The organism is Variovorax sp. WS11 (assembly GCF_010499245.1).
GTDB lineage: Bacteria > Pseudomonadota > Gammaproteobacteria > Burkholderiales > Burkholderiaceae_C > Variovorax.
Genome location: NZ_JAAGOW010000005.1, coordinates 519,135 through 538,656 on the forward strand (window position 1 = coordinate 519,135; position 19,522 = coordinate 538,656).

Genomic DNA, 19,522 nt, shown 5'->3' on the forward strand with positions numbered 1-19,522 from the left:
ATCATTTTCCCCTGTCCCAGCAGTCGTCGATGGAGCGTGCCAGGAATTGTTTCTGGATGCGTTCGGTGGGCGTCTTCTGGAAGCGATCCACGAACGCGACGAAGCGAGGCAGCTGGAAGGCCGCCATGCGGGGCTCGGCCCAGGCGATCAACCGCTCCGGCGTGAGATCCGGATGACGCGGCTTGACGAACAGCTTGAGGTCCTCGTCGGCAAACTCGTTGCGCACGCCGACCAGTGCGCATTCCTCGACCTCGGGATGCTGGTTGAAGACGCGCTCCACCTCCCAGGCCGAGACGTTCTCGCCCCGGCGCCGCAGGCTGTCCTTCTTGCGGCCGATGAAATGGAAGTGACCTTCCTCGTCCTGCCGCGCGAGATCGCCCGTGTACAGCCAGCCCTCGCGCAGCGCGCCTGCGGTCGCCTCGGGATTGTCGTAGTACGCCTGCACCAGCACGCCGGGCTCCTTGCCGCGCACGCGGATCTCCCCGACTTCGCCGGCGGGCAGCTTCCTGCCGGCATCGTCCACCAGCTCGACGTCGAAGTACGGAACCGCCGTGCCGACGGAGCCCAGCTTTCCTTGCGGATTGATGGTGCTGAAGCTGGAGGTCTCGGTCATGCCATAGCCCTCGTGGATGCGTACGCCGAAGCGCTCCTCGAAGGGGCGCCACACCTCCAGCGGGCACCCGCCGCCCCAGGCGATCTTCACGCCGTGGTCGCGGTCCAGCGGCGACGGCGGCTGCTTCATCAGGAGCTGCAGCACGCCGCCCACGAAGTGGATATGGGTGACACCATTCGCGCGCGCCTCCTCCCACAGGCGGGACGCGCTGAAGCGAGGCACCATCACCAGCGTGACCGGCACCATCAGCGCCAGCACCAGCACCTCGGTGCCGAACACGTGGTAGATCGGGTCCCAGAAATGCAGCACGCTGCCGGGCTCGATACGGCCGATCCAGGTGGAGCCCAGCGCCGCCGCACGCAACATCCGGTCCGGCATGATCACGCCCTTGGCGGCACCAGTGGTGCCCGAGGTGTAGAGGATCTGCCGCAAGGTGCTGTCGGACTGCGGCACCGCAGGCGCCGGCGCACGCTGCGGGCCGCCATACAGCGCGGACTGCGCCAAGGCGGACTGCGATTCGTCCGGCTTACGCCAGAACACCCTCATGGCGCCTCCGCGCTCCGCGAGCGCCTCCGAAAGCACCGGCGCATACGCCTCGTCGGCGATCAGCAGTTCGGGATGGGCATGCGCGAAGATGTGCGACAGGCCGATGCCCTTCAGCGCGGTGTTGATGGGGATCTGCACCGCTGCGAGCTGCATCAGGGCGAAGAAGGTGACGATGTGGTCGAGGTGGTGCGAGAGCATCACTGCCACGTGCATGCCGGGGCGCACGCCCTCCTCGTAGAGAACGGCGCTCGCCTGGTCCACCCGCCGCACCAGGTCGGCATAGCTGAGCTCGACACCATCGACGCGGCAATAGACGTGCGCCGGGTTGTTCGACGCGCACTCGGCCAGCAGCTTCGGAACGTTGTCCTCGGCCGAAAAGAAGTGGGGCGCCTGCCGCACCATCGCTCAGGCCATCCAGCGCTGATGGTCCTGGAAAGTCCAGGTTTCGGCCCGCGAACCCGCATCGAAGGCGCGGCGCGCCGTGAAGCGGCCGCTGATGACGCGGGTGGCCATCTCGAAGAAGGCGAACAGCGCGGAACGCATGTCCTCGGTCGCCACCGTCTCGAAGGGCGCGAAGGAGCGGAACTGAAGGTCCGTCACCGTGTCCGATCTCTTCACCAGCTCGACTTCGTTGCGGAAGGCGGCGAGGACCTCGGCGGCCAGCCGGGCAGCCGCGTGCGCGCTGCATTCGGTCGCTCCCACCTGCTTGGTGAGCTGCCCGGTGTACTGCACCGCGAGGAAGCGCATGGCCATGCGCACCAGGTGCGCGGCGGTCTGCTCGCCGAAGTGGCGCACCACCATCTCGATCGCATGCGCAGCGTAGTCGGCGGCGTAGTTGTGGCTGCCCTTCAGGATGCGGGCCTCCGGCCACTGCTGCGGATCGAGGCGCGGCGCCTTCGCGGGGTCGAACTCCGGGCTGGTCGCCACCGGCAGGATCTTCATCCGCTCCGACGGTGCGAGCTCGTGGTCGTATTCCTCGAAGTAGCCCTCGTCGTAGGGATGGCCTTCCGCCACGAACTTGGTCGCCACCCAGCCCAGGCGCGGGCAGCCGAGGAGTTCGCCGTTGCGCGGATGCCAGGTGGAGAGGATGGTGCGGCGCACCGAGCTGGGCACGGCCAGCGCCGCGATGCCGGGGAAGCTGCCCCAGGGCGGCATGTAGCGGATCCACGCCTTCCGGGGCGACTCCTGGATGAACTGCATCGTCAGTCCGCCGATCGAGTTGCTGAAGTAGTGGTACTTCGCGGCGGCGATGGCCGGCGGATCGTTCTCGATGCCGAGCTTCACCAGCGCATCGCGAAAACGGATGGTCTGTTCGGCCGACATGAGCGAGGTCCACACGTCGTTGAGCGCCTTCTCTCCCTTCTCGCGGTACAGCGTGGCGGTCACGCCGCTGACCACGAGCCAGCCGAAGGTGGTGGACAGGGCAACGCGCTTGCGCAGCGCGTCGAGATCTTCGATGGGAGCGTGGTGGGTCATGCGGGGACTGTCTGAAGGTGGGTGGAAGGGGAAGCCTCGGTGGCCGAGCCTTGGCGCGCGTTGGGCTGCAGCGCCACGGAAACGAGGCAGACGATGAAGGACAGGGCCGTCAGCAGTGTCGAGACCGCAGCGATGACCGGGGATACGCCCCACTGGATGCTGCTGTACATGCGCACCGGCAGCGTGGTCGTCTGCGCGCTCGAAAGAAACCAGGAGATCACGACCTCGTCGAAGGAGATCAGGAACGCGAACAGCGCACCCGCGACGATGGACGGCACGATCTGCGGCAGCACGACGCGGAAGAACAGCGTGGTGCGGCTCGCGCCCATCATGGTCGCGGCAAACTCGATCGCCGGGTCGATCTGCCGGATGCCGGCAGCGATGGTGACGACCACGAACGGGATCACGTACACCGAATGCCCCAGCACCAGGCCCAGCGTGGTGCCGGTTGCCGACAGCCGCGAGAAGTACAGGTACATGCCCAGCGCCAGCACGATGACCGGGACCAGCACCGGGCTCATCATCAGCATGATCACCAGCCTCTTGCCCGGGAACTCGAAGCGCACCAGGGCGTAGGCGGCCGGCACGGCAGCGACGACCACCACCACGCAGGTGATGCTGGCGATCTTCAGGCTCTGGAGCACGGGCGACATCCAGGTCGAGGTCGTGAAGAACTCCCGGTACAGGGCCAGCGAGAAGGCCTTCGGCGGAAAACTCATGTCGCCCGAAGCGCTGAAGGAGATCGGGATGACGATGAGGCTGGGCATCACCAGGTAGGCGTAGACCAGGACGGCCAGGGCCGTCGCCAGCCAGCGGTAGCGTCTCGCCAGGCGGTCGTGCTTGATGCCTTCTTCCATGCTCATGCTCCGCGGGCGGTGGCCCTGGATTTCTGGACCTGCATCGCGGTGCCCGCGATGAGGGTGACGATGCCGAGCAGGATCACGCCGATGGCGGCGGCCATGTTCCAGTCCAGCGTTTCACGGGTGTAGAAGTCCACCAGGTTGGCCAGCATCACGTCCTTGCGGCCGCCGAGCAGGGCCGGGATCACGAAGAATCCGGTAGACATGACGAAGGTGCTGACCAGGGCCGACAGCACGCCCGGCATGCTCAGGGGCAGGGTCACCTTCCAGAACACCAGCGGCGGCCGGGCGCCCATGATCTCGACCGCGCGATACACCGAGCGGTCGATGGCCAGCAAGCTCGCGAGCACCGGGAACACGACGAAGGGGATCAGGTAGTTGGTCATGCCCACCATCACGCCCACCCGGTTCAACAGCATCGGCACGTGCACCTCGGAGCCGACAAGCCAGGACAGGGACGAATTGATGATGCCCTGCTTGCCCAGGATCACCGTGAAGGCGTAGCTCTTCACCAAGATGCTGGTCCAGAACGGCACCAGCACGAGGATCATGCACAGCGCGCGCGTGCGAGGCGCAAGCCGGCTCAGATGCAGCGCCACGGGGTAGCCGAGCAGCAGGCTCAGCCCGGCGCCCATGGCGCTGATCTCCAGCGTGGTGAGCAGGCTGCGGCGGAACAGCGCGCTTTGCCAGAGCGCGGTGTAGGACTCCAGGCTGAAGCCCGCCGCCGGGCTGTAGACGCTGGTGTAGACGACGAAGCCCAGGGGCACGAGAACGACCAGCAGAGCCAGCACGAAGGCCGGGGCCAGATAGATGGACGCCTCGCGTCCTGGCTTCGATGTCATGGTGCTTTCGGATGGTTCTGCGGGGGCCGGTCTCAGGCCAGCACCCACTCCTTGAAGCGGCGGCTCACCACGTCGAACTTGTCGGCCCAGAACTCGTCGTTCAGGATCGCGTTGTTCGGCGACTCCATGTTGGGCATCCACTTGCGGGCGTCGGCGCTCATGAGGGGCAGCGCCTTGCGGCTGGTGGGCAGGTTCCCCAAGAGCTCCATGAGCGCCGCCTGGCGGTCGGGCCGCATCGCGAACTGCACGAACTTCATGGCATTGGCCTTGTTCGGCGCACCCTTCACCACCGCGAGGTACTCCAGGCCGTTCAGCGTCTGGTCGAAGGAGAAGGCGTACTTGCCGCCGGTCTGCGTGCGGACGCGGGACGCGTAGACGTAGCTGAAGTTGACCTCGCCGCGCTCGAGCAGCGCGATGCTCTGCGGCGTTTCGTCCACCCATTTGCCGACGTGCGGCTTGATGCGCTCCAGCGACTTGAAGGCACGGTCGATGTCCAGCGGATACAGCTTGCTCGGGGCAACGCCATCGGCCAGGAGCGCCGCCTCCAGCGTTTCGCTCGGCCGATTGCGGAAGGTGCGCAGGCCGGGAAACTTCTGCACGTCCCAGTACTCGGCGAAATTGCGCGGCGCCTTGCCCGGGCCGAACTTCGCGGGATCCCAGCCGATGCCGCCGGTGAACATGTAGAAGGGCGCCAGGTCCTTCTTCGCGCCGATCAGGTTGTCCTTGGTGTCGTAGAGCGCCGGATCGATCGGCTCCCAGAAGCCCGCCTTGGAGCCGTTGGCACCCATGGCGCCGGGCGCATCGAACACGTCCCACTCGATGTTGCCCGTCATCTGCTGTGCCTTGACCTTCGCCAGGTCGGGCGTGTCGATCACGGTCACCTCGACGCCGAACTCCTGCTGGAAAGGCTTCACCAGTGCGGTCTCGACCGAGTTCCGGTAGCTGCCGCCCCAGCTGACGAGCACCATCTTGCCCGCTGCGAAGGCGCGGCGCGGGGTGATGACGAAGGGCGCGGCCAAGGCCAGCGCTGCGGCACCGCCGAGGGTGGAGAGCACGCGGCGGCGCTCAGGAAGCGGGATGGGCTTGGACATGTTTCTCTCCTGGTAGTGGCGGAGGGTTGCAGAGGCGCGCGATCAGACGACTGGACGCGGGACGGGATACTCGGTGGCGCAGGTCCGCTCCAGTTCGAGCGCGGCGGGCAGCACCTGCTTCAAGCGCTCGATGCAGGCGGCACTGGCAGGCAGCATGGGCGTGATCACGCTGCCCATGGGGCAGTCGATCAGCTGCATGGCTGCCTTGAGCGGCGCCGGATTGGGCTCGGAATACAGCGCATCGGTCGCAGGCTTCAGGCGCGCGTGCAGCGCCTTGGCTGCGGCCAGATCGCCGGCCTTCACCAGATCGAGGATGTGCGTCCAGGTGCGCGGAAAGAGGTTGGACCCGGCCAGCATGCCCCCGACCGCCCCCATGGCGATGTGCAGGGGGAACACGGATTCTTCACCCGTGAGGATGGAGATCCGGTCCGCGACGGCCTCGACCACGCGCACCTGCTGCGACAGGTCGGGGTTGCACGCCTTCATCGCCACGGTGCGGGTGCTCTCGACGATTTGCGCCACCGTCTCCGGCAACAGCGAAACGCCGGTCCGGTACGGGATCTCGTACAGCACGAGATCGCCGTCGAGGGCATCGGAGAGCCGGCGAAAGTAGTCGACGATGCCGGCTTGCTGCGGCCGGTAGTAGTAGGGCGTGACCACCATCACGGAATCGGCGCCGGCCTTGAGGTAGTCCCGCGCCGCCGCGAGCGCTTCCGCGTAGCCGGGGTTCAGCACGCCGGCAACCACCGGCACCCGGCCGTTGACCGCTTCCACGGTCACTTCCAGCATCCTGAGCCGCTGCTGCGGCGTGAGGGAGATGAATTCGCCGGTGCCGCCGATCGGGAGGATGCCCGTGATGCCGTCGCGCAGCTGCCGCTCCACGAGCTTGCGGACGGGAGCGGCCTGGACCTGGCCCTGGTCGTCCAGCGGCGTCGGCACGGCTGTCATGATCCCTTGGTATCTTTGCTTGGCAGTCATCGTCTTCTCGGTCAGGTTGCAGGCAAGTGGCATGCCCGTCGATCCAATGCTAGGGAGCGGCGCACTAGCACGAAAGTCCATAGTCAGTGCTGATGCTAAGTATTAGGTGCTGACGCGCCTGCCCTTCGAGACGCATGGTGTCGGCGTCGCGCATGGAAGCTCGCAGGGCTGCGCGGCGATTTAGAACAGCATTGCCGTTGCTTATGTTCGCGCGGCGCCCTGGAGGCGCGACAACACTCCCGTATCTTTTTGCGGGAGAACCCCTTGGACAAATTCGATGTGATCGTGATCGGCGGTGGTGTCATCGGGACCTCCGTCGCCTTTCACCTGGCGAAGTTCGGTGGGGGGCGCGTGCTGCTGCTGGAGCGGGACATGATCGGCTCCGGCACCACCTCCCAGTCTTCCGGCATCCTGCGCACCCACTATTCGGTGCGCGAGAACGTGGAGCTTGCTAAGCGGTCGTGGGAAGTCTTCAAGGACTTCCCCTCCTATATCGGCGACGAGGAAGCATCGTGTGGCCTCGTGCGATGCGGCTACCTGATCAGCGCCGCCGACGACGAAAAGCTGGAGCCCCTTCGAGAATCCCTCAAGCAACAGCAAAAACAGGGCGTGCAGCTGGAGTACCTGACTCGCAAGCAGGCCGCGGAACTGCTGCCGATCGCATCCTTCGATGACGCTGCGCTGATCGGCTTCGAGCCTGAAGCCGGTTTCGCCGATGCGACCATGGTCGCGACGAGTTTCGCCCGGAGTGCGCGCCGCGGGGGCGTCACCGTGCGTGAAGGGGTCGGCGTGACGAAGCTGATCCTGGAAGGCCAACGGGTGGTGGGTGTCGCCACCACGGCCGGCAATATCCTGTGCGACACCGTGGTGAGCACCCAGAACATCTGGACGCAGGAGCTGGCGGGCTGGATCGGACGGCGCATGCCGGTCGTGCCGGAGCGACATGCAGTTCTGGCGCTCGAGTGCCCTGCGGCGCCCTACACCTTTTCGATGCCTGTGTTCAAGGACCTCTCTTCGCCGGGGATGCTCTACTGCCGCAGCTATGGCGGCAAGCAGATGCTGGTGAGCGAGGGCATGGTCGGGGAGAAGCTCGCGGCATCGGATGCCGAGCAAGGCGACGTGCCGCTGGACTACGTGGCAGAGGTCGGCGCCCAAGTCGCCGGCCGGTTCCCTGCCTATGAGTCTGCAGGGCTCGCATCGTCGTGGACGGGCGTGTACGACGTCACGCCCGACTGGAACCCTGTGCTCGGACGTTTACCGGGTCTCGAAGGTCTGGTGGTGGGCTATGGCTTTTCCGGTCACGGGTTCAAGCTGTCGCCGACCGTGGGACGCGTGCTTGCCCAGGAAGCCCTCCGGATGAAGACCGATGTGGCGCTCGAGCCCTATTCCATCGAGCGCTTCGACAACGGGTCACTGCTCGTGGGCAAGTACGGCTCGGGCGCCGTCTCCTGATCACGCAGCTTCCATCAACTCTCAATTCGCAAATGAAAATCCTGGTGCCGGTCAAGCGGGTGGTCGACTACAACGTGAAGGTGCGCGTCAAGAGCGACGGCACCGGTGTAGCCATCTCCGACGTCAAGATGAGCATGAACCCCTTCGACGAGATCGCCGTCGAAGAGGCGGTGAGGCTCAAGGAGAGGGGCGTTGCCACCGAGATCATTGCCGTGTCCTGCGGCGATGCGAAGTGCCAGGAGACCCTGCGCACCGCCATGGCCATCGGTGCCGACCGCGGCATCCTGGTCGAGACCACCGAAGAGCTGCAGCCGCTGGCCGTGGCCAAGCTGCTCAAGGCGCTGGTGGACAAGGAACAGCCCGGTTTGGTGATCCTGGGCAAGCAGGCCATCGACGACGATGCCAACCAGACCGGCCAGATGCTGGCTGCTCTCGCGGATCTTCCCCAAGCCACCTTCGCCAGCAAGGTCGAAGTGTCCGGCACAGACGCAGAAGGAAGGGTGCAAGTCACCCGTGAGGTCGACGGCGGCCTGGAAACCATCTCCCTGAGCCTGCCCGCGGTCATCACGACCGATCTGCGCCTGAACGAGCCGCGCTACGTGACCTTGCCCAACATCATGAAGGCCAAGAAGAAGCAGCTCGACACCCTCAAGCCCGAGGATCTGGGCGTGGACGTCAAGCCGCGCCTGAAGACCCTGAAGGTCAGCGAGCCCCCGAAGCGCGGTGCCGGCATCAAGGTGCCCGATGTCGCCACCCTGGTGGACAAGCTGAAGAACGAAGCGAAGGTGATCTGACATGACCGTACTTGTTATTGCCGAACACGACCACGCCACCGTCAAGCCGGCGACCCTCAACACCGTGACCGCGGCCATCGCCTGCCAGAGCGGCGATGTGCATGTGCTGGTGGCCGGTGCCAATGCGGCGGAAGCCGCGGCTGCCGCGGCCAAGATCGCCGGCGTGGCCAAGGTGATTGCCGCCGACAGCCCGAGCCTCGCCGAGAACCTGGCCGAAAACGTTGCGGCCCAAGTCCTGGCCATCGCCAAGAACTACAGCCACATCCTGTCCCCGGCCACGGCCAACGGCAAGAACGTCGCCCCGCGCGTGGCCGCCAAGCTGGACGTGGCCCAGATCAGCGACATCACCAAGGTCGACAGCCCCGACACCTTCGAGCGCCCGATCTACGCGGGCAATGCCATTGCCATCGTGCAGAGCAGCGATGCGATCAAGGTGGTCACCGTGCGCACCACCGGCTTCGACGCTGCGGCGGCCATCGGCGGCAGCGCCACGGTCGAGAACGCCGAAGGCGTGGCCGACAGCGGCAAGTCGAGCTTCGTGGGCCGTGAAGTCACCAAGAGCGAGCGCCCCGAACTCACGGCCGCCAAGATCATCGTTTCGGGCGGTCGCGCCTTGGGCAGCTCCGAGAAGTTCCAGGAGGTGATGGCCCCGCTGGCCGACAAGCTCAACGCCGGCCTGGGCGCCAGCCGCGCCGCAGTCGATGCGGGCTACGCCCCCAACGACTGGCAGGTGGGCCAGACCGGCAAGATCGTGGCGCCGCAGCTGTACATCGCCTGCGGCATCTCGGGCGCCATTCAGCATCTGGCCGGCATGAAGGATTCGAAGGTGATCGTGGCGATCAACAAGGACCCGGAGGCGCCGATCTTCTCGGTGGCCGACTACGGCCTGGAAGCCGACCTGTTCACGGCCGTGCCGGAGCTCGTCAAGGCGCTCTGACTGTCGCGCTAACGCCGCACATCAAGGAAGAAGACGCTCACCGGGCTGTCCCGAAAGTTGGGCCGCACGCCTCTTTCTCTTTGGCGGGGAGGAGCGCAAGAATGCGGCTGCCCGACCCGGAGAACGCCATGACCTCTTCTTCTTCATCATCTCTCGTCGTCACCGGTGTCGAAGCCCGTGCCGTCAATGTGCCGCTGGAATACCCGGTGCGCACCAGCGTGGGCGTCATCGCGACGTCGCCACTGGTGCTGATCGACCTGCAGACCGACGGCGGCGTGACCGGACGAGCCTACCTCTTCACCTACACGCCGCTGGCGCTCGAGGCGATGCGCCAACTGGTCCTGGCCTTCGCCGGGGTGTTGAAAGGCAGGCCGCTCGCGCCCTTCGACTTCGATCAGCTGCTGTCGCAAAGGCTGCGGCTGCTCGGCCGCACCGGCCTGGCGCAGATGGCCTGCGCCGGGCTGGACATGGCCGCCTGGGATGCGCTTGCCGTCGCGCGCGGACTGCCGCTGGTCGAGCTGCTGGGCGGCACGCGCCGCGCAGTCCCGGCTTACGACAGTCACGGCATGGACGGCGAGGCGTTAGGTGCGCAGCGCGCCGCCCTTGCGCGCGACCAGGGCTTCGCGGCCATCAAGACCAAGATCGGCTACCCCACGCTGGCGGAAGACCTGCGCATCGTGCGTGCGCTGCGCCAGGCAATCGGTCCGGAAATGGCGCTGATGGTCGACTGCAACCAGGGCCTCTCGGTGCCGGAGGCGATGCGCCGCATCCAGGCCCTGGAGAACGAAGGCATCGCCTGGGTCGAGGAGCCGACGCTGCAGGAAGACTACGCCGGCCATGCACGCATCCGCGAGAAGTCGCGCCTGCCGATCCAGATGGGCGAGAACTGGTGCAGCCCCGACGAGATGGCGAAGGCGCTCGATGCGCGCGCCTGCGACCTCGCGATGCCCGACGTGATGAAGATCGGCGGCGTGACCGGCTGGCTGCGCGCCGCGGCACTGGCGCAGCAACGGGGCGTGCCGATGTCGAGCCACATCTTCCAGGAAATCAGCGTGCATCTGCTCGCAGTGACACCGACCGCGCACTGGCTGGAGCGCATGGACCTGGCCAGCCCGGTGCTCGCGCGTCCGCTGGCCTTCGCCGACGGCTGTGCGCGGCCGGGCGAGGAGCCCGGCACCGGCATCGCCTGGAATGAGGAGGCGGTCGCGCGCTTCGCCGCTTGAGGCGCCGCTATTCTGAAAGCGCCCTCGACAACTCCCCAGCCCGCGCATACGCCGCGTGCACCGCATCGACGATCGCCCGAGGCGTCCCCCTGGCATCCAGCACGGCCAGAGCAGCTTCCGTCGTGCCACGCCTCGATGTCACGCGGGATCGCAAGTCACCGAAGGGCTCACCCAGCCCGGCCTGCTCGACGGCCCCTGCCGCCGTCCTGAGCACCAGCTCTCGCGCGGTCGCCGGGTCGAAGCCGACCGCCTCGGCGGCTGCCTGGAACGCTTCCAGGAAGTGGAACACGTAGGCAGGCCCGCTGCCGCTCACGGCCGTGACTGCGTCCAGGCGCTCATCGCTCTCGACCCAGAAGCAGTGGCCCGTGGCCGCGAGCACGGCGGCGGCCAGCTGCCGGTCCGCCTCGGAAACGCCCTCGGCGGCCACCATGCCGGTGACGCCCGCGCCCACGAGCGCAGCCGTGTTCGGCATGGCGCGGACCACACGTTGGCTCTGTAGCCATTGGCTCAGCGTCTTCAAGGGCAGGCCCGCCGCGATGCTGACATGCAGCGTGGTCCCGAGGTGCATGCGCGCCTCCTCGAGTGCTTGGCGAAGCACCTGCGGCTTGACGGCCCAGACCACCAGTTCGGCGGCGGCCAGCTGCGCATCGGCGCGCGCCGCGGTCCGGACTTCGAAGGTCTGCGCGAGGTGATCTCTTCGATCCGGCGTGGGCTCGATGACCAGGATCGAGGAACCGTGCTGCCCGGCCCTCAGCAGCCCCGCGATCATGGCCGATGCCATCTGCCCGCCGCCGATGAATGCCAGCGTTGGCCGGGACTGCGTTGATGATGGGGAACTCATGGCTTCATTTTCTTGACTTGGATCGATGGGTGGACGATCAAGCGATCGTCATCAGACTGGCGTTGCCCCCAGCCGCCGCGCTGTTCGTGCTGACGGCGCGCTCGATCACCAAGGCCTCCAGCGGCACGTCTGCGCTATCGACGGCGAAACGGCGAAGGCTCACGATGGGACCGTCGCGTTCGGCCAGGCGCGCGGACGCGGCAAGCAGGTCGTCTTGGCTGCCCTGGTGCAGGGCGACGTCGAATTCGACGCCGGGTGCCGCCCAGTCGCTGGCCAGCGCAATCGCCTCCTGCACGTCCAGCGGCAGGCTCGCGTGCAGGGCCCGTGTCTCGGGCCGCGATGGCCAGATCGCGCGGCAGCCCACGGCCAGCGCGCCGGCCAATTGCAGGAGCAGCGAATCGTCGGACTCGGCCAGGCACAAGGCCGCCTCGCGCGGATGCAGCGAGTAGACGTTGCGTTCACCGGTCGGGCCCGCCAGCAGCCGGGCGCTGCGAGGGCCGATCATCTGGGCCAGCCGCTGGCACTGCGCGGCGGCGCGACCATCGCGGTGCCGGGCCATCCACGACACGAGCGAGTCGAAGGCGGGCGGAGGGGGCGAGGCGGCACTCTCGGCCGACGACCCCGGCAGGCCGAGCTCGACCGCACGCGCGAGCACATCCTGCGGGCGCGCCGCAAGCAGCCGGTACATGTACAGGGGACCGCCTGCCTTCGGCCCTGTGCCGGACAGGCCCTCGCCGCCGAAAGGCTGCACGCCGACGACGGCGCCGACCATGTTGCGGTTGACGTAGACATTGCCGACGCGGGCGTGGGACAGCACCTTGTCGATGGTCTCGTCGATGCGGGTGTGCAGGCCCAGGGTCAGGCCGTAGCCGGTGGCATTGATCTGCGCCATCAGCGCCTCGAGCTCGCGGCGCTCGTAGCGCACCACGTGCAGCACGGGCCCGAAGACCTCGCGCTCCAGTTCCGAGATGCTCTCCAGTTCGATCAGCGTGGGCACGACGTAGGTGCCTTCTTCGATGACGTCATGCGCGCAACGGCCCAGGCGATGGACACGCCGGCCGCGCCCCTGCATCGCCTCGACGTGCGTCTCGATGGTGTCGCGGGCGCCCGCGTCGATCACGGGGCCCACATCCACGCGCAGCGAAGCCGGGTTGCCCACGGTGGCCTCGGCCATCGCGCCGCGCAGCATGTGCAGCAGGCGGTCCGCCACATCGTCTTGGACGCACAGGACCCGCAGCGCCGAGCAGCGCTGCCCCGCGCTGTCGAAGGCGGAGCCGACCACGTCGGCGACGACCTGTTCCAGCAGCGCAGACGAGTCGACGATCATCGCGTTCTGTCCGCCCGTCTCGGCAATCAGGGGCACCGGCGCGCCGGTCGGGCCGAGCCGCGCGGCCAGCGTGCGCTGCAGCAGCCGCGCGACCTCCGTCGAGCCGGTGAACATGACGGCCTGGACGCGCGCATCGGCGACCAGGCGCGCGCCGACGGTGGAGCCCCGCCCCGGGACCAGCTGCACGGCGGCCGCGGGCACGCCGCCTTCGTGCAGAAGACGGACCGCCTCCGCGGCAATCAGCGAAGTCTGCTCCGCGGGCTTGGCAAGCACCGGGTTGCCGGCCGCCAGCGCCGCGGAGATCTGGCCGACGAAGATGGCCAGCGGGAAGTTCCATGGGCTGATGCACACCACGGGGCCCAGCGCCCGATGGGTGCTGCTGTCGAAATCGGCGCGCGCGTGGGCGGCGTAGAAGCGCAGGAAGTCGATCGCCTCGCGCACCTCGGCCACGCCATTGGCGTAGGTCTTGCCGGCCTCGCGGGCCAGCAGGCCGAGCAGCTGCGGCAGGCGCGCCTGCAGCAGGTCCGCCGCGCGCTCCAGCGCGCTCGCCCGCTGCGCCGCCGGGGTGCCGGCCCAGACCGGCGCGAACTCGGTCGCCGAACGCAAGGCCGCCTCGATCTCTTCCTCGTCTGTCGCGCGAACCCGGCCCACCGCGTCACGATGATCGGCCGGGTTGAGCACCTGCTTCCACGCCGTCCCCTGCGATGCCGGCGACTGCGCCAGCAAGGGCTCGGCGGTCCATGAGACGTCTGCACCCTGAACCAGGATGGATTCCAGATCGCGCAGTGTCTGCTCGTTCGACAGGTCCATGCCCTGCGAATTGCGCCGGGCCTGGCCATAGAGCGCTGCCGGGTGAGCGATGGCCGGATGCGGCCGGCCCAGCTCGCCCTCCTCTTTCGCCATGCGCTCGACCGCGGCCACGGGGTCCTCCACCAGCGATGCGATGGAGATCGTGGGATCGGCGATGCGGTTGACGAAGGAGGTGTTGGCGCCGTTCTCCAGCAGGCGCCTCACCAGGTAGGCCAGCAGCGTCTCGTGCGTGCCCACGGGCGCGTAGATGCGGCAGGGGCGCCCGAGCTTGCCGTCCTCGAGGCGGCCGACCACCTGCTCGTACAGCGGCTCGCCCATCCCATGCAGGCACTGGAACTCGTACTGCCCGGGCTGGTAGGCGGCGGGGTCGGCGAGGGTGTAGATTGCAGCCATGGTGTGGGCGTTGTGCGTGGCGAACTGCGGATAGACCTCCGCCGGCGCCGCCAGCAGTTCGCGGGCGCAGGCCAGGTACGACACGTCGGTGTAGACCTTGCGCGTGTAGACGGGAAAGCCGTCCTGCCCGTCGACCTGGGCGCGCTTGATCTCGCTGTCCCAATAGGCGCCCTTGACCAGCCGGACCATCAGGCGATGGCGGCTGCGCCGGGCCAGGTCGATCAGGTAGTCGATCACATGGGGGCAGCGCTTCTGGTACGCCTGGACCACGAAGCCGATGCCGGCCCAGCCGGCCAGCGCGGGCTCGAAGCACAGCTTTTCCAGCAGGTCCAGCGAGAGCTCGAGCCGGTCCGCCTCCTCGGCGTCGATGTTCAAGCCGACGTCGTAGCGCCGGGCGAGCAGCGCCAGGCCGCGCACCACCGGATAGAGCTCGTCCACGACCCGGCCGTACTGCGCACGGCTGTAGCGTGGGTGCAGCGCGGACAGCTTGATGGAGATGCCGGGACCGTCGTACACGCCGCGCCCGTTGGAGGCCTTGCCGATGGCGTGGATCGCCTGCTCGTAGGACTGGCGGTAGCGCTCTGCGTCCTCGGCCGTCATGGCCGCCTCGCCCAGCATGTCGTAGGAGTACCGGAAGCCCTGGGCCTCGAGGCCGCGGGCATGCTCCAGTGCAGCCTGGATGGTCTCGCCGGTGACGAACTGCTCGCCCATCATCCGCATGGCCATGTCCACGCCCTTTCGGATCATCGGTTCGCCACCCTTGGCGATCAGGCGCGAGAGCAGCGCCGACAACGACGATTCGCTGTGGGTCGACACGAGCTTGCCGGTCAGCAGCAGCCCCCAGGTCGCAGCGTTGACGAAGAGCGAAGGACTGCGGCCCGCATGTTCCTGCCAATGCCCGCGCGCGATCTTGTCGCGGATGAGTGCATCGCGGGTGGCGGAGTCGGGAATGCGCAGCAGGGCTTCGGCCAGGCACATCAAGGCCACGCCCTCTTGCGAGGACAGCGCGTATTCCTGAAGCAGGCCTTGCACCAGACCCGCACGCCCGGCGGAGTTCTTGCGGTCGCGCAGACGCTGTGCGATCTGCAGCGCGAGGGCGTTGGCGCGGCTGCCGGTGCCGGCGTCCATTCGGGCCTGCGCCAGCAGCCCCGAGACGGCCTCGGGCTCGGGCAGCCGATAAGCGCGGGTGATACGCCGGCGAAGTTCGGAGGATTCAGGGGGGCCTTCGGCAAAGCCGCTGAAAAGCGTGGCGGGGTCGATCTGTGCGCGCGTGGTCATGGGGAGTTGGCTGCTTTGGCTGGTGACATTGCGCATAATGCTCGCCTTACATCCGAATTTTTGTTCGAAATTTAAGCCTTATGCAGGATAAATCACTAGACGATGCAGCGCAGCTGCTCGGCCTGGACCGGCTGGACCTGCGCATTCTGTCGGCGCTGCAGGCGGATGGACGCATCGCCAACCTGAAGCTGGCAGAAGCCATCGGCCTGTCGCCCACGGCCGTCCTGGCGCGGGTGCAGCGCCTCACGCGCGACGGGTACATCCTGGGCTACGAGGCGCGCTTGAATCCGCTGAAGCTCGGCGCGGGCATGCTGGTCTTCGTGGAGGTCCTGCTCGACAGGACGACCCCCAATGTCTTCGACGCGTTCAAGGCCGCGGTGCAGGTGCGGCCGGAGATCATGGAGTGCCACATGGTGGCCGGCGGCTTCGACTACCTGCTCAAGACCCGCAGCGCGGACATGAACGACTACCGGAACTTCGCGGGCACCGTGCTGTGGCAACTGCCGGGCGTGCGCGAGACGCGCACCTATGCCGTCATGGAGGAGGTCAAGAACTCCGCGCGGCTGGCATTGCCCGGCGTGTGAGCGCCGGCTCGCAACACGAGCACTCAACTAACCCGGCACCTTCACTCCCCGCGCGGCCAGCGTGCGGTATCCGGACGGCGAGTGACCCACCGCACGGGTGAAGAACTTGCTGAAGTAGGCTGGGTCCTGATAGCCGATGGCGGCCGCCACTTCGGCCACCGGCATGGGGGTGTAGGCCAGCAGGCGGCGCGCCTCCAGCATCAACCGCTCGTGCAGCAGCTGCAAGGCAGACTCGCGCGTCACGTTGCGGCAGGTGCGGCTCAGGTGGTCCGGCGTCACGCCCAGGGCCTCGGCATAGAAGGACAGCGGGCGGTGCTCGCGGAAGTGCTGCTCGGTCAATGCCAGGTAGCGCTGCACCAGGGCATCGCGCGCGCCGGGTGCCTGTGCCTTCCCGATCCGTTCGCCGCGCAAGCGCATGAGCAGCACGGCCAGCAGGGTGGCCGAAGCCAGCAGCGCGGGCACCCGGCCCGCCCCATGGCCCTGGAACTCGCGCGCGACCATGGCGAACAAGGCGGCACATTCGGCGCACGCGTCCGGCGCCAGTGCGGCCAGGACGAAGGAATTTCCCAGGCCGGTATCCGCCAGATGGTCGCTTCCGAGCAAGCGCTGCAATGTCGCGGTGGGAATGGTGAGCTGATGCCCTGCCGTGTCGTGCGTGTGGCGGAACCCGTGCACCGAACCCGGCGCGATCAGCAGGATCGCGGGCGCGTCGGCCTGCACCGTCTGGCCATCGACGGTGCCCTCGATGTGCCCCGCTTCCAGGAACTGGATCTGGTGCAGGCCGTCATGGCGGTGCGCCGGAATCGTCCAATCCATCTGCTGGCCGCGCACGGCGACCGGTTCGTAGTGGAGGCAGTCGTCCGGCTGCTCATGGCGGACTTCCCTGAAAGGAACGAGCAGCAGGGGCGTGGCGGGCTTCATGGCAGCGGTGCGAATCGACGTCGGAAAAGTACCCGCCTCACCGCGATTTGTCCATTCGCATCGGCGCTTCGCGGCCCTTGAACTGGCAGTAATCGCTGTCACAAGGCAGGTGTTCGAGAAGCTCAGGGCTGGAGGATGCGATTCCTATTCGGACGGTGCGTTGACGCTGATCAATCGCCCGACGGAATGTCATAGCCACGCTTGTCCAGGAGCTTCACCCAGCGTCGAATGCGCGCCCGCATACTCCGCTTGTCCGCATCGCCAAGAAGATGCATTTGGTCGACCATCTTGATGGCATCGGCCGCTTTTACAAAGCCGTGCTGCAACAAGGCCAGGTTGAACTCACGGTCCTTTTCTCGATTGGCCGCGGCCTTGGACATGAACAAGTCGATGACATCCAGGCAAAGACCGAGCCGGCCGTTGGTTCCCCGCTCGCTCTGAACGCGATGCAGGCGCCCCTCCCAACCCAGCGGCAGTTTGGCGGTCGTCGAATCGACGCCCTGTGCGTAGTATCCATAGGTCGTATGGAACTGGGAGCCCTCACCCAAGGCTCCCTCGATCAGTTCTGATTTCCCTTCGGCAGCCCGAGGATAGATGTCCGCTTCGGCCGACAGCTTGAAAACGTCCGGAGGGTACGGGATCGGCCCCAGGATGGACTGGCTGCCAACGATGATGAACTCGTATTCGTCGGTTACGTCGCCAGCGGCTCGGATGATGTGCTCGAGGTCCTCGCGGTTCAACTCGGCCCTCCTTGGGCAGCGGGCGCGCGCGCCTTCGACCCCAGCAGAACTCCCTTTTTTAGGGCACTTACTTGTTCAAGAACGGCCGCACGGATGGGCGCCGGCAAGATGGTCGGCAGGGGCGACGCCTGCCGCAGTTCCCTTCCGCGGCGCGACGTGCTCAGGGCGCGGCGCCAATCGCGCCGGTGCAGGATGACCGACCATTCGTCCCACAGGAATCGCGAATGACTGCTGCCCGAACTGCGCCATTCCTCCAAGGTTGCGAGAGCCTGGTCGATCAATTTCGGATCGCTGAGCATCAGCTTGATCGCCTCCTTGTGCAACATCAGGCTTTGAAGATCTTGTGCATCATGACTGCCGTCAGTCTTGACCAATACGGAAACGGCAGGCGCCGGCCGTTTGCGCGGCCTATCCTCGACGCCGGGGGTGATCTGCAGGGCATCGCTTGCCAACAAGGCCAGGTCTGCCGAGACCCCCAGCGCTGACATCACGCGCACGTAGTTACCCATGGACGGTGACGGGTCCCCAGACTCGATGGCTGCAAGCGTGGTGCGGGAGATGCCAACAAGCTCAGCCAGGGCTGTGCTCGAGAAGCCCTCTTGGCGGCGAACGCGCTTGAGCCTCTCGCCCAGTTGCAGGAGCAACTGGCGATCCAAGACCGAGGTCGAATCCGTTCGGGCTGTCATTTGTCCAGAATTTTATTCATCTCTTTAAGTTTTTGTCCAGTTTTCTGGTCAGTTGATCGATCTCTTCCTGGGGGATCCATGGCCTCACAGGCAAGGCAGCCGATCTGGGATGGGTGCGCTATTCCGGCTTGATGTTGAGCTTGTCGAGCACGCCTTGCCAGGTCCTGCGATCGTCTTCGATGTACCTCGCAAGCTGCTCGGGCGTGCCGGGCCGCGGATAGGTGCCCAGCTCGCGCGACTTCGCGACCACATCGGGCAGCAGCAGCGCTTCGCCCATGTCCTTGTTGAGCCTGGCGAGGATGGCGGGGTCCACGCCCTTCTTCGCGATCACCGCGAACCAGCCGAAGGCCACCGCACCCGGCACCGTCGAACGGGCCAGCGGCAGCTGGTCGAGGCCGGGTTCGACGCGGTCGCTCATCGACGCCAGGATTCGCATCTTGCCGGCCTGCACGTTGCCGGCGACCACGTTGTAGGTCTCGACCATCATCTGGGTCTGCCCGCCGAGCGTGGCCAGCATGGCCTGGGCGCCGCCGGGGTAGTGCACTTCGAGGAACTGCGCGCCCGCGTTCAGGCCCAGCAGCGCCGAGGCGAGGTGCGGCGCGGTGCCGCGGCCGTTGTCGGCCACCTCGATGCCCTGTGGCCTGGCCTTGGCGGCGGCAATGAACTCGCCGAGCGTCTTGTAGGGCGAGTCGCCCGGAACGGCGAGCACGAAGGGCGCCACGGCCGCCAGGGTGACGGGCACGAAGTCGCGGTTGAAGTCGTAGCTCACGCCCTTGATGGTGCTGGGCGCCACGGAGATGGCCGAGCCCTGGACGAAGCCGAAGGTGCTGCCGTCGGTCGGTCCGCTCAGCAGCGTGTTCATGCCGATCACGCCGCTGCCGCCCGGCTTGTTGTCGACCACCACCGCCTGGCCCCACTTCTGGCTGAGCTTGACGCCGACGAAGCGAATCAGCACATCGGGCGCGGAGCCGGCCGGGAACGGGACCACGAAGCGCACGGGCTGGCTCGGCCATTTCGAGGCGGCGGACTGCGCCTGGGCCACGGGCATCGCCGCGACCATCGACACGGCGAGTGCGAGAAGCGATCGGCGAAGGTTCATTCGATCCATGGAGGTCTCCTTGTCATTGTTC

General features: G+C 67.0%; 17 protein-coding genes. 5 read left to right on the top strand and 12 right to left on the bottom strand.

Annotation, left to right across the window (positions count from 1 at the left end; genetic code table 11):
• Nucleotide 1 precedes the first annotated feature (1 nt).
• From GXN78_RS36990 to dapA, 6 genes are read right to left on the bottom strand one after another with little or no spacing between them, the layout of a single operon-like run.
• The gene (locus GXN78_RS36990) at nt 2-1,561 is read right to left on the bottom strand and encodes an AMP-binding protein (protein WP_106556314.1); all 1,560 of its coding nucleotides are present in this window, start codon (nt 1,559-1,561) and stop codon (nt 2-4) included.
• Nucleotides 1,562-1,564: 3 nt separating this feature from the next.
• Entirely contained in the window at nt 1,565-2,635 is a 1,071-nt protein-coding gene (locus GXN78_RS36995) for a hypothetical protein (protein WP_106556315.1), read from the bottom strand.
• The gene (locus GXN78_RS37000) at nt 2,632-3,492 is read right to left on the bottom strand and encodes an ABC transporter permease (protein ID WP_239143127.1); all 861 of its coding nucleotides are present in this window, start codon (nt 3,490-3,492) and stop codon (nt 2,632-2,634) included. The genes GXN78_RS36995 and GXN78_RS37000 overlap by 4 nt, the downstream gene beginning before the upstream one ends.
• A 2-nt stretch (nt 3,493-3,494) precedes the next feature.
• Complete coding sequence (locus GXN78_RS37005) at nt 3,495-4,337, bottom strand: ABC transporter permease (RefSeq protein ID WP_106556317.1); 843 nt, start codon at nt 4,335-4,337, stop codon at nt 3,495-3,497.
• A gap of 32 nt (nt 4,338-4,369) precedes the next feature.
• Nucleotides 4,370-5,428, bottom strand: a complete 1,059-nt coding sequence (locus GXN78_RS37010) for an ABC transporter substrate-binding protein (protein WP_106556318.1) — start codon at nt 5,426-5,428, stop codon at nt 4,370-4,372.
• Between the two features lie 42 nt (nt 5,429-5,470).
• Nucleotides 5,471-6,376, bottom strand: a complete 906-nt coding sequence (gene dapA, locus GXN78_RS37015; RefSeq protein ID WP_239143128.1) for a 4-hydroxy-tetrahydrodipicolinate synthase — start codon at nt 6,374-6,376, stop codon at nt 5,471-5,473.
• Nucleotides 6,377-6,670: 294 nt separating this feature from the next.
• Here dapA and GXN78_RS37020 point away from each other — a divergent pair, with 294 nt between their 5' ends.
• The 4 genes from GXN78_RS37020 to GXN78_RS37035 all read left to right on the top strand — a co-directional run bounded on the left by GXN78_RS37020 (nt 6,671) and on the right by GXN78_RS37035 (nt 10,812).
• A complete protein-coding gene (locus tag GXN78_RS37020) occupies nt 6,671-7,858 on the top strand; it encodes an FAD-binding oxidoreductase (protein ID WP_106556319.1) in 1,188 nt (395 codons plus the stop codon).
• 32 nt (nt 7,859-7,890) lie between these two features.
• Entirely contained in the window at nt 7,891-8,652 is a 762-nt protein-coding gene (locus GXN78_RS37025) for an electron transfer flavoprotein subunit beta/FixA family protein (RefSeq protein ID WP_164256275.1), read from the top strand.
• A gap of 1 nt (nt 8,653) precedes the next feature.
• Nucleotides 8,654-9,589: an electron transfer flavoprotein subunit alpha/FixB family protein gene (locus GXN78_RS37030; protein WP_164256277.1), complete on the top strand. Its 936-nt coding sequence runs from the start codon at nt 8,654-8,656 to the stop codon at nt 9,587-9,589.
• Between the two features lie 101 nt (nt 9,590-9,690).
• Nucleotides 9,691-10,812 (top strand): enolase C-terminal domain-like protein, encoded by a 1,122-nt coding sequence (locus GXN78_RS37035; RefSeq protein WP_239143129.1) that lies wholly within the window; start codon nt 9,691-9,693, stop codon nt 10,810-10,812.
• Nucleotides 10,813-10,819: 7 nt separating this feature from the next.
• On the opposite strand, the gene proC is transcribed toward GXN78_RS37035, so the two are convergent.
• Together proC and putA are read right to left on the bottom strand one after the other, a co-directional pair.
• Nucleotides 10,820-11,653 (bottom strand): pyrroline-5-carboxylate reductase, encoded by an 834-nt coding sequence (gene proC, locus GXN78_RS37040; protein ID WP_106558795.1) that lies wholly within the window; start codon nt 11,651-11,653, stop codon nt 10,820-10,822.
• Between the two features lie 37 nt (nt 11,654-11,690).
• Nucleotides 11,691-15,461 (bottom strand): trifunctional transcriptional regulator/proline dehydrogenase/L-glutamate gamma-semialdehyde dehydrogenase, encoded by a 3,771-nt coding sequence (putA, locus tag GXN78_RS37045; RefSeq protein WP_239143130.1) that lies wholly within the window; start codon nt 15,459-15,461, stop codon nt 11,691-11,693.
• Between the two features lie 80 nt (nt 15,462-15,541).
• Between putA and GXN78_RS37050 the strand changes: the two genes are divergently transcribed.
• Complete coding sequence (locus GXN78_RS37050; RefSeq protein ID WP_106558797.1) at nt 15,542-16,045, top strand: Lrp/AsnC ligand binding domain-containing protein; 504 nt, start codon at nt 15,542-15,544, stop codon at nt 16,043-16,045.
• A gap of 27 nt (nt 16,046-16,072) precedes the next feature.
• Here the strand turns inward: GXN78_RS37050 and GXN78_RS37055 are convergent, their stop codons facing one another.
• From GXN78_RS37055 to GXN78_RS37070, 4 genes are all read right to left on the bottom strand, one after another.
• Nucleotides 16,073-16,966: a helix-turn-helix domain-containing protein gene (locus tag GXN78_RS37055; RefSeq protein WP_106558798.1), complete on the bottom strand. Its 894-nt coding sequence runs from the start codon at nt 16,964-16,966 to the stop codon at nt 16,073-16,075.
• Between the two features lie 170 nt (nt 16,967-17,136).
• Entirely contained in the window at nt 17,137-17,706 is a 570-nt protein-coding gene (locus tag GXN78_RS37060) for a DUF6036 family nucleotidyltransferase (RefSeq protein WP_106558799.1), read from the bottom strand.
• Nucleotides 17,703-18,392: a helix-turn-helix transcriptional regulator gene (locus GXN78_RS37065; RefSeq protein ID WP_106558800.1), complete on the bottom strand. Its 690-nt coding sequence runs from the start codon at nt 18,390-18,392 to the stop codon at nt 17,703-17,705. The genes GXN78_RS37060 and GXN78_RS37065 overlap by 4 nt, the downstream gene beginning before the upstream one ends.
• A 118-nt stretch (nt 18,393-18,510) precedes the next feature.
• Entirely contained in the window at nt 18,511-19,500 is a 990-nt protein-coding gene (locus GXN78_RS37070; protein ID WP_106558801.1) for a tripartite tricarboxylate transporter substrate binding protein, read from the bottom strand.
• Between the last annotated feature and the right edge of the window lie 22 nt (nt 19,501-19,522).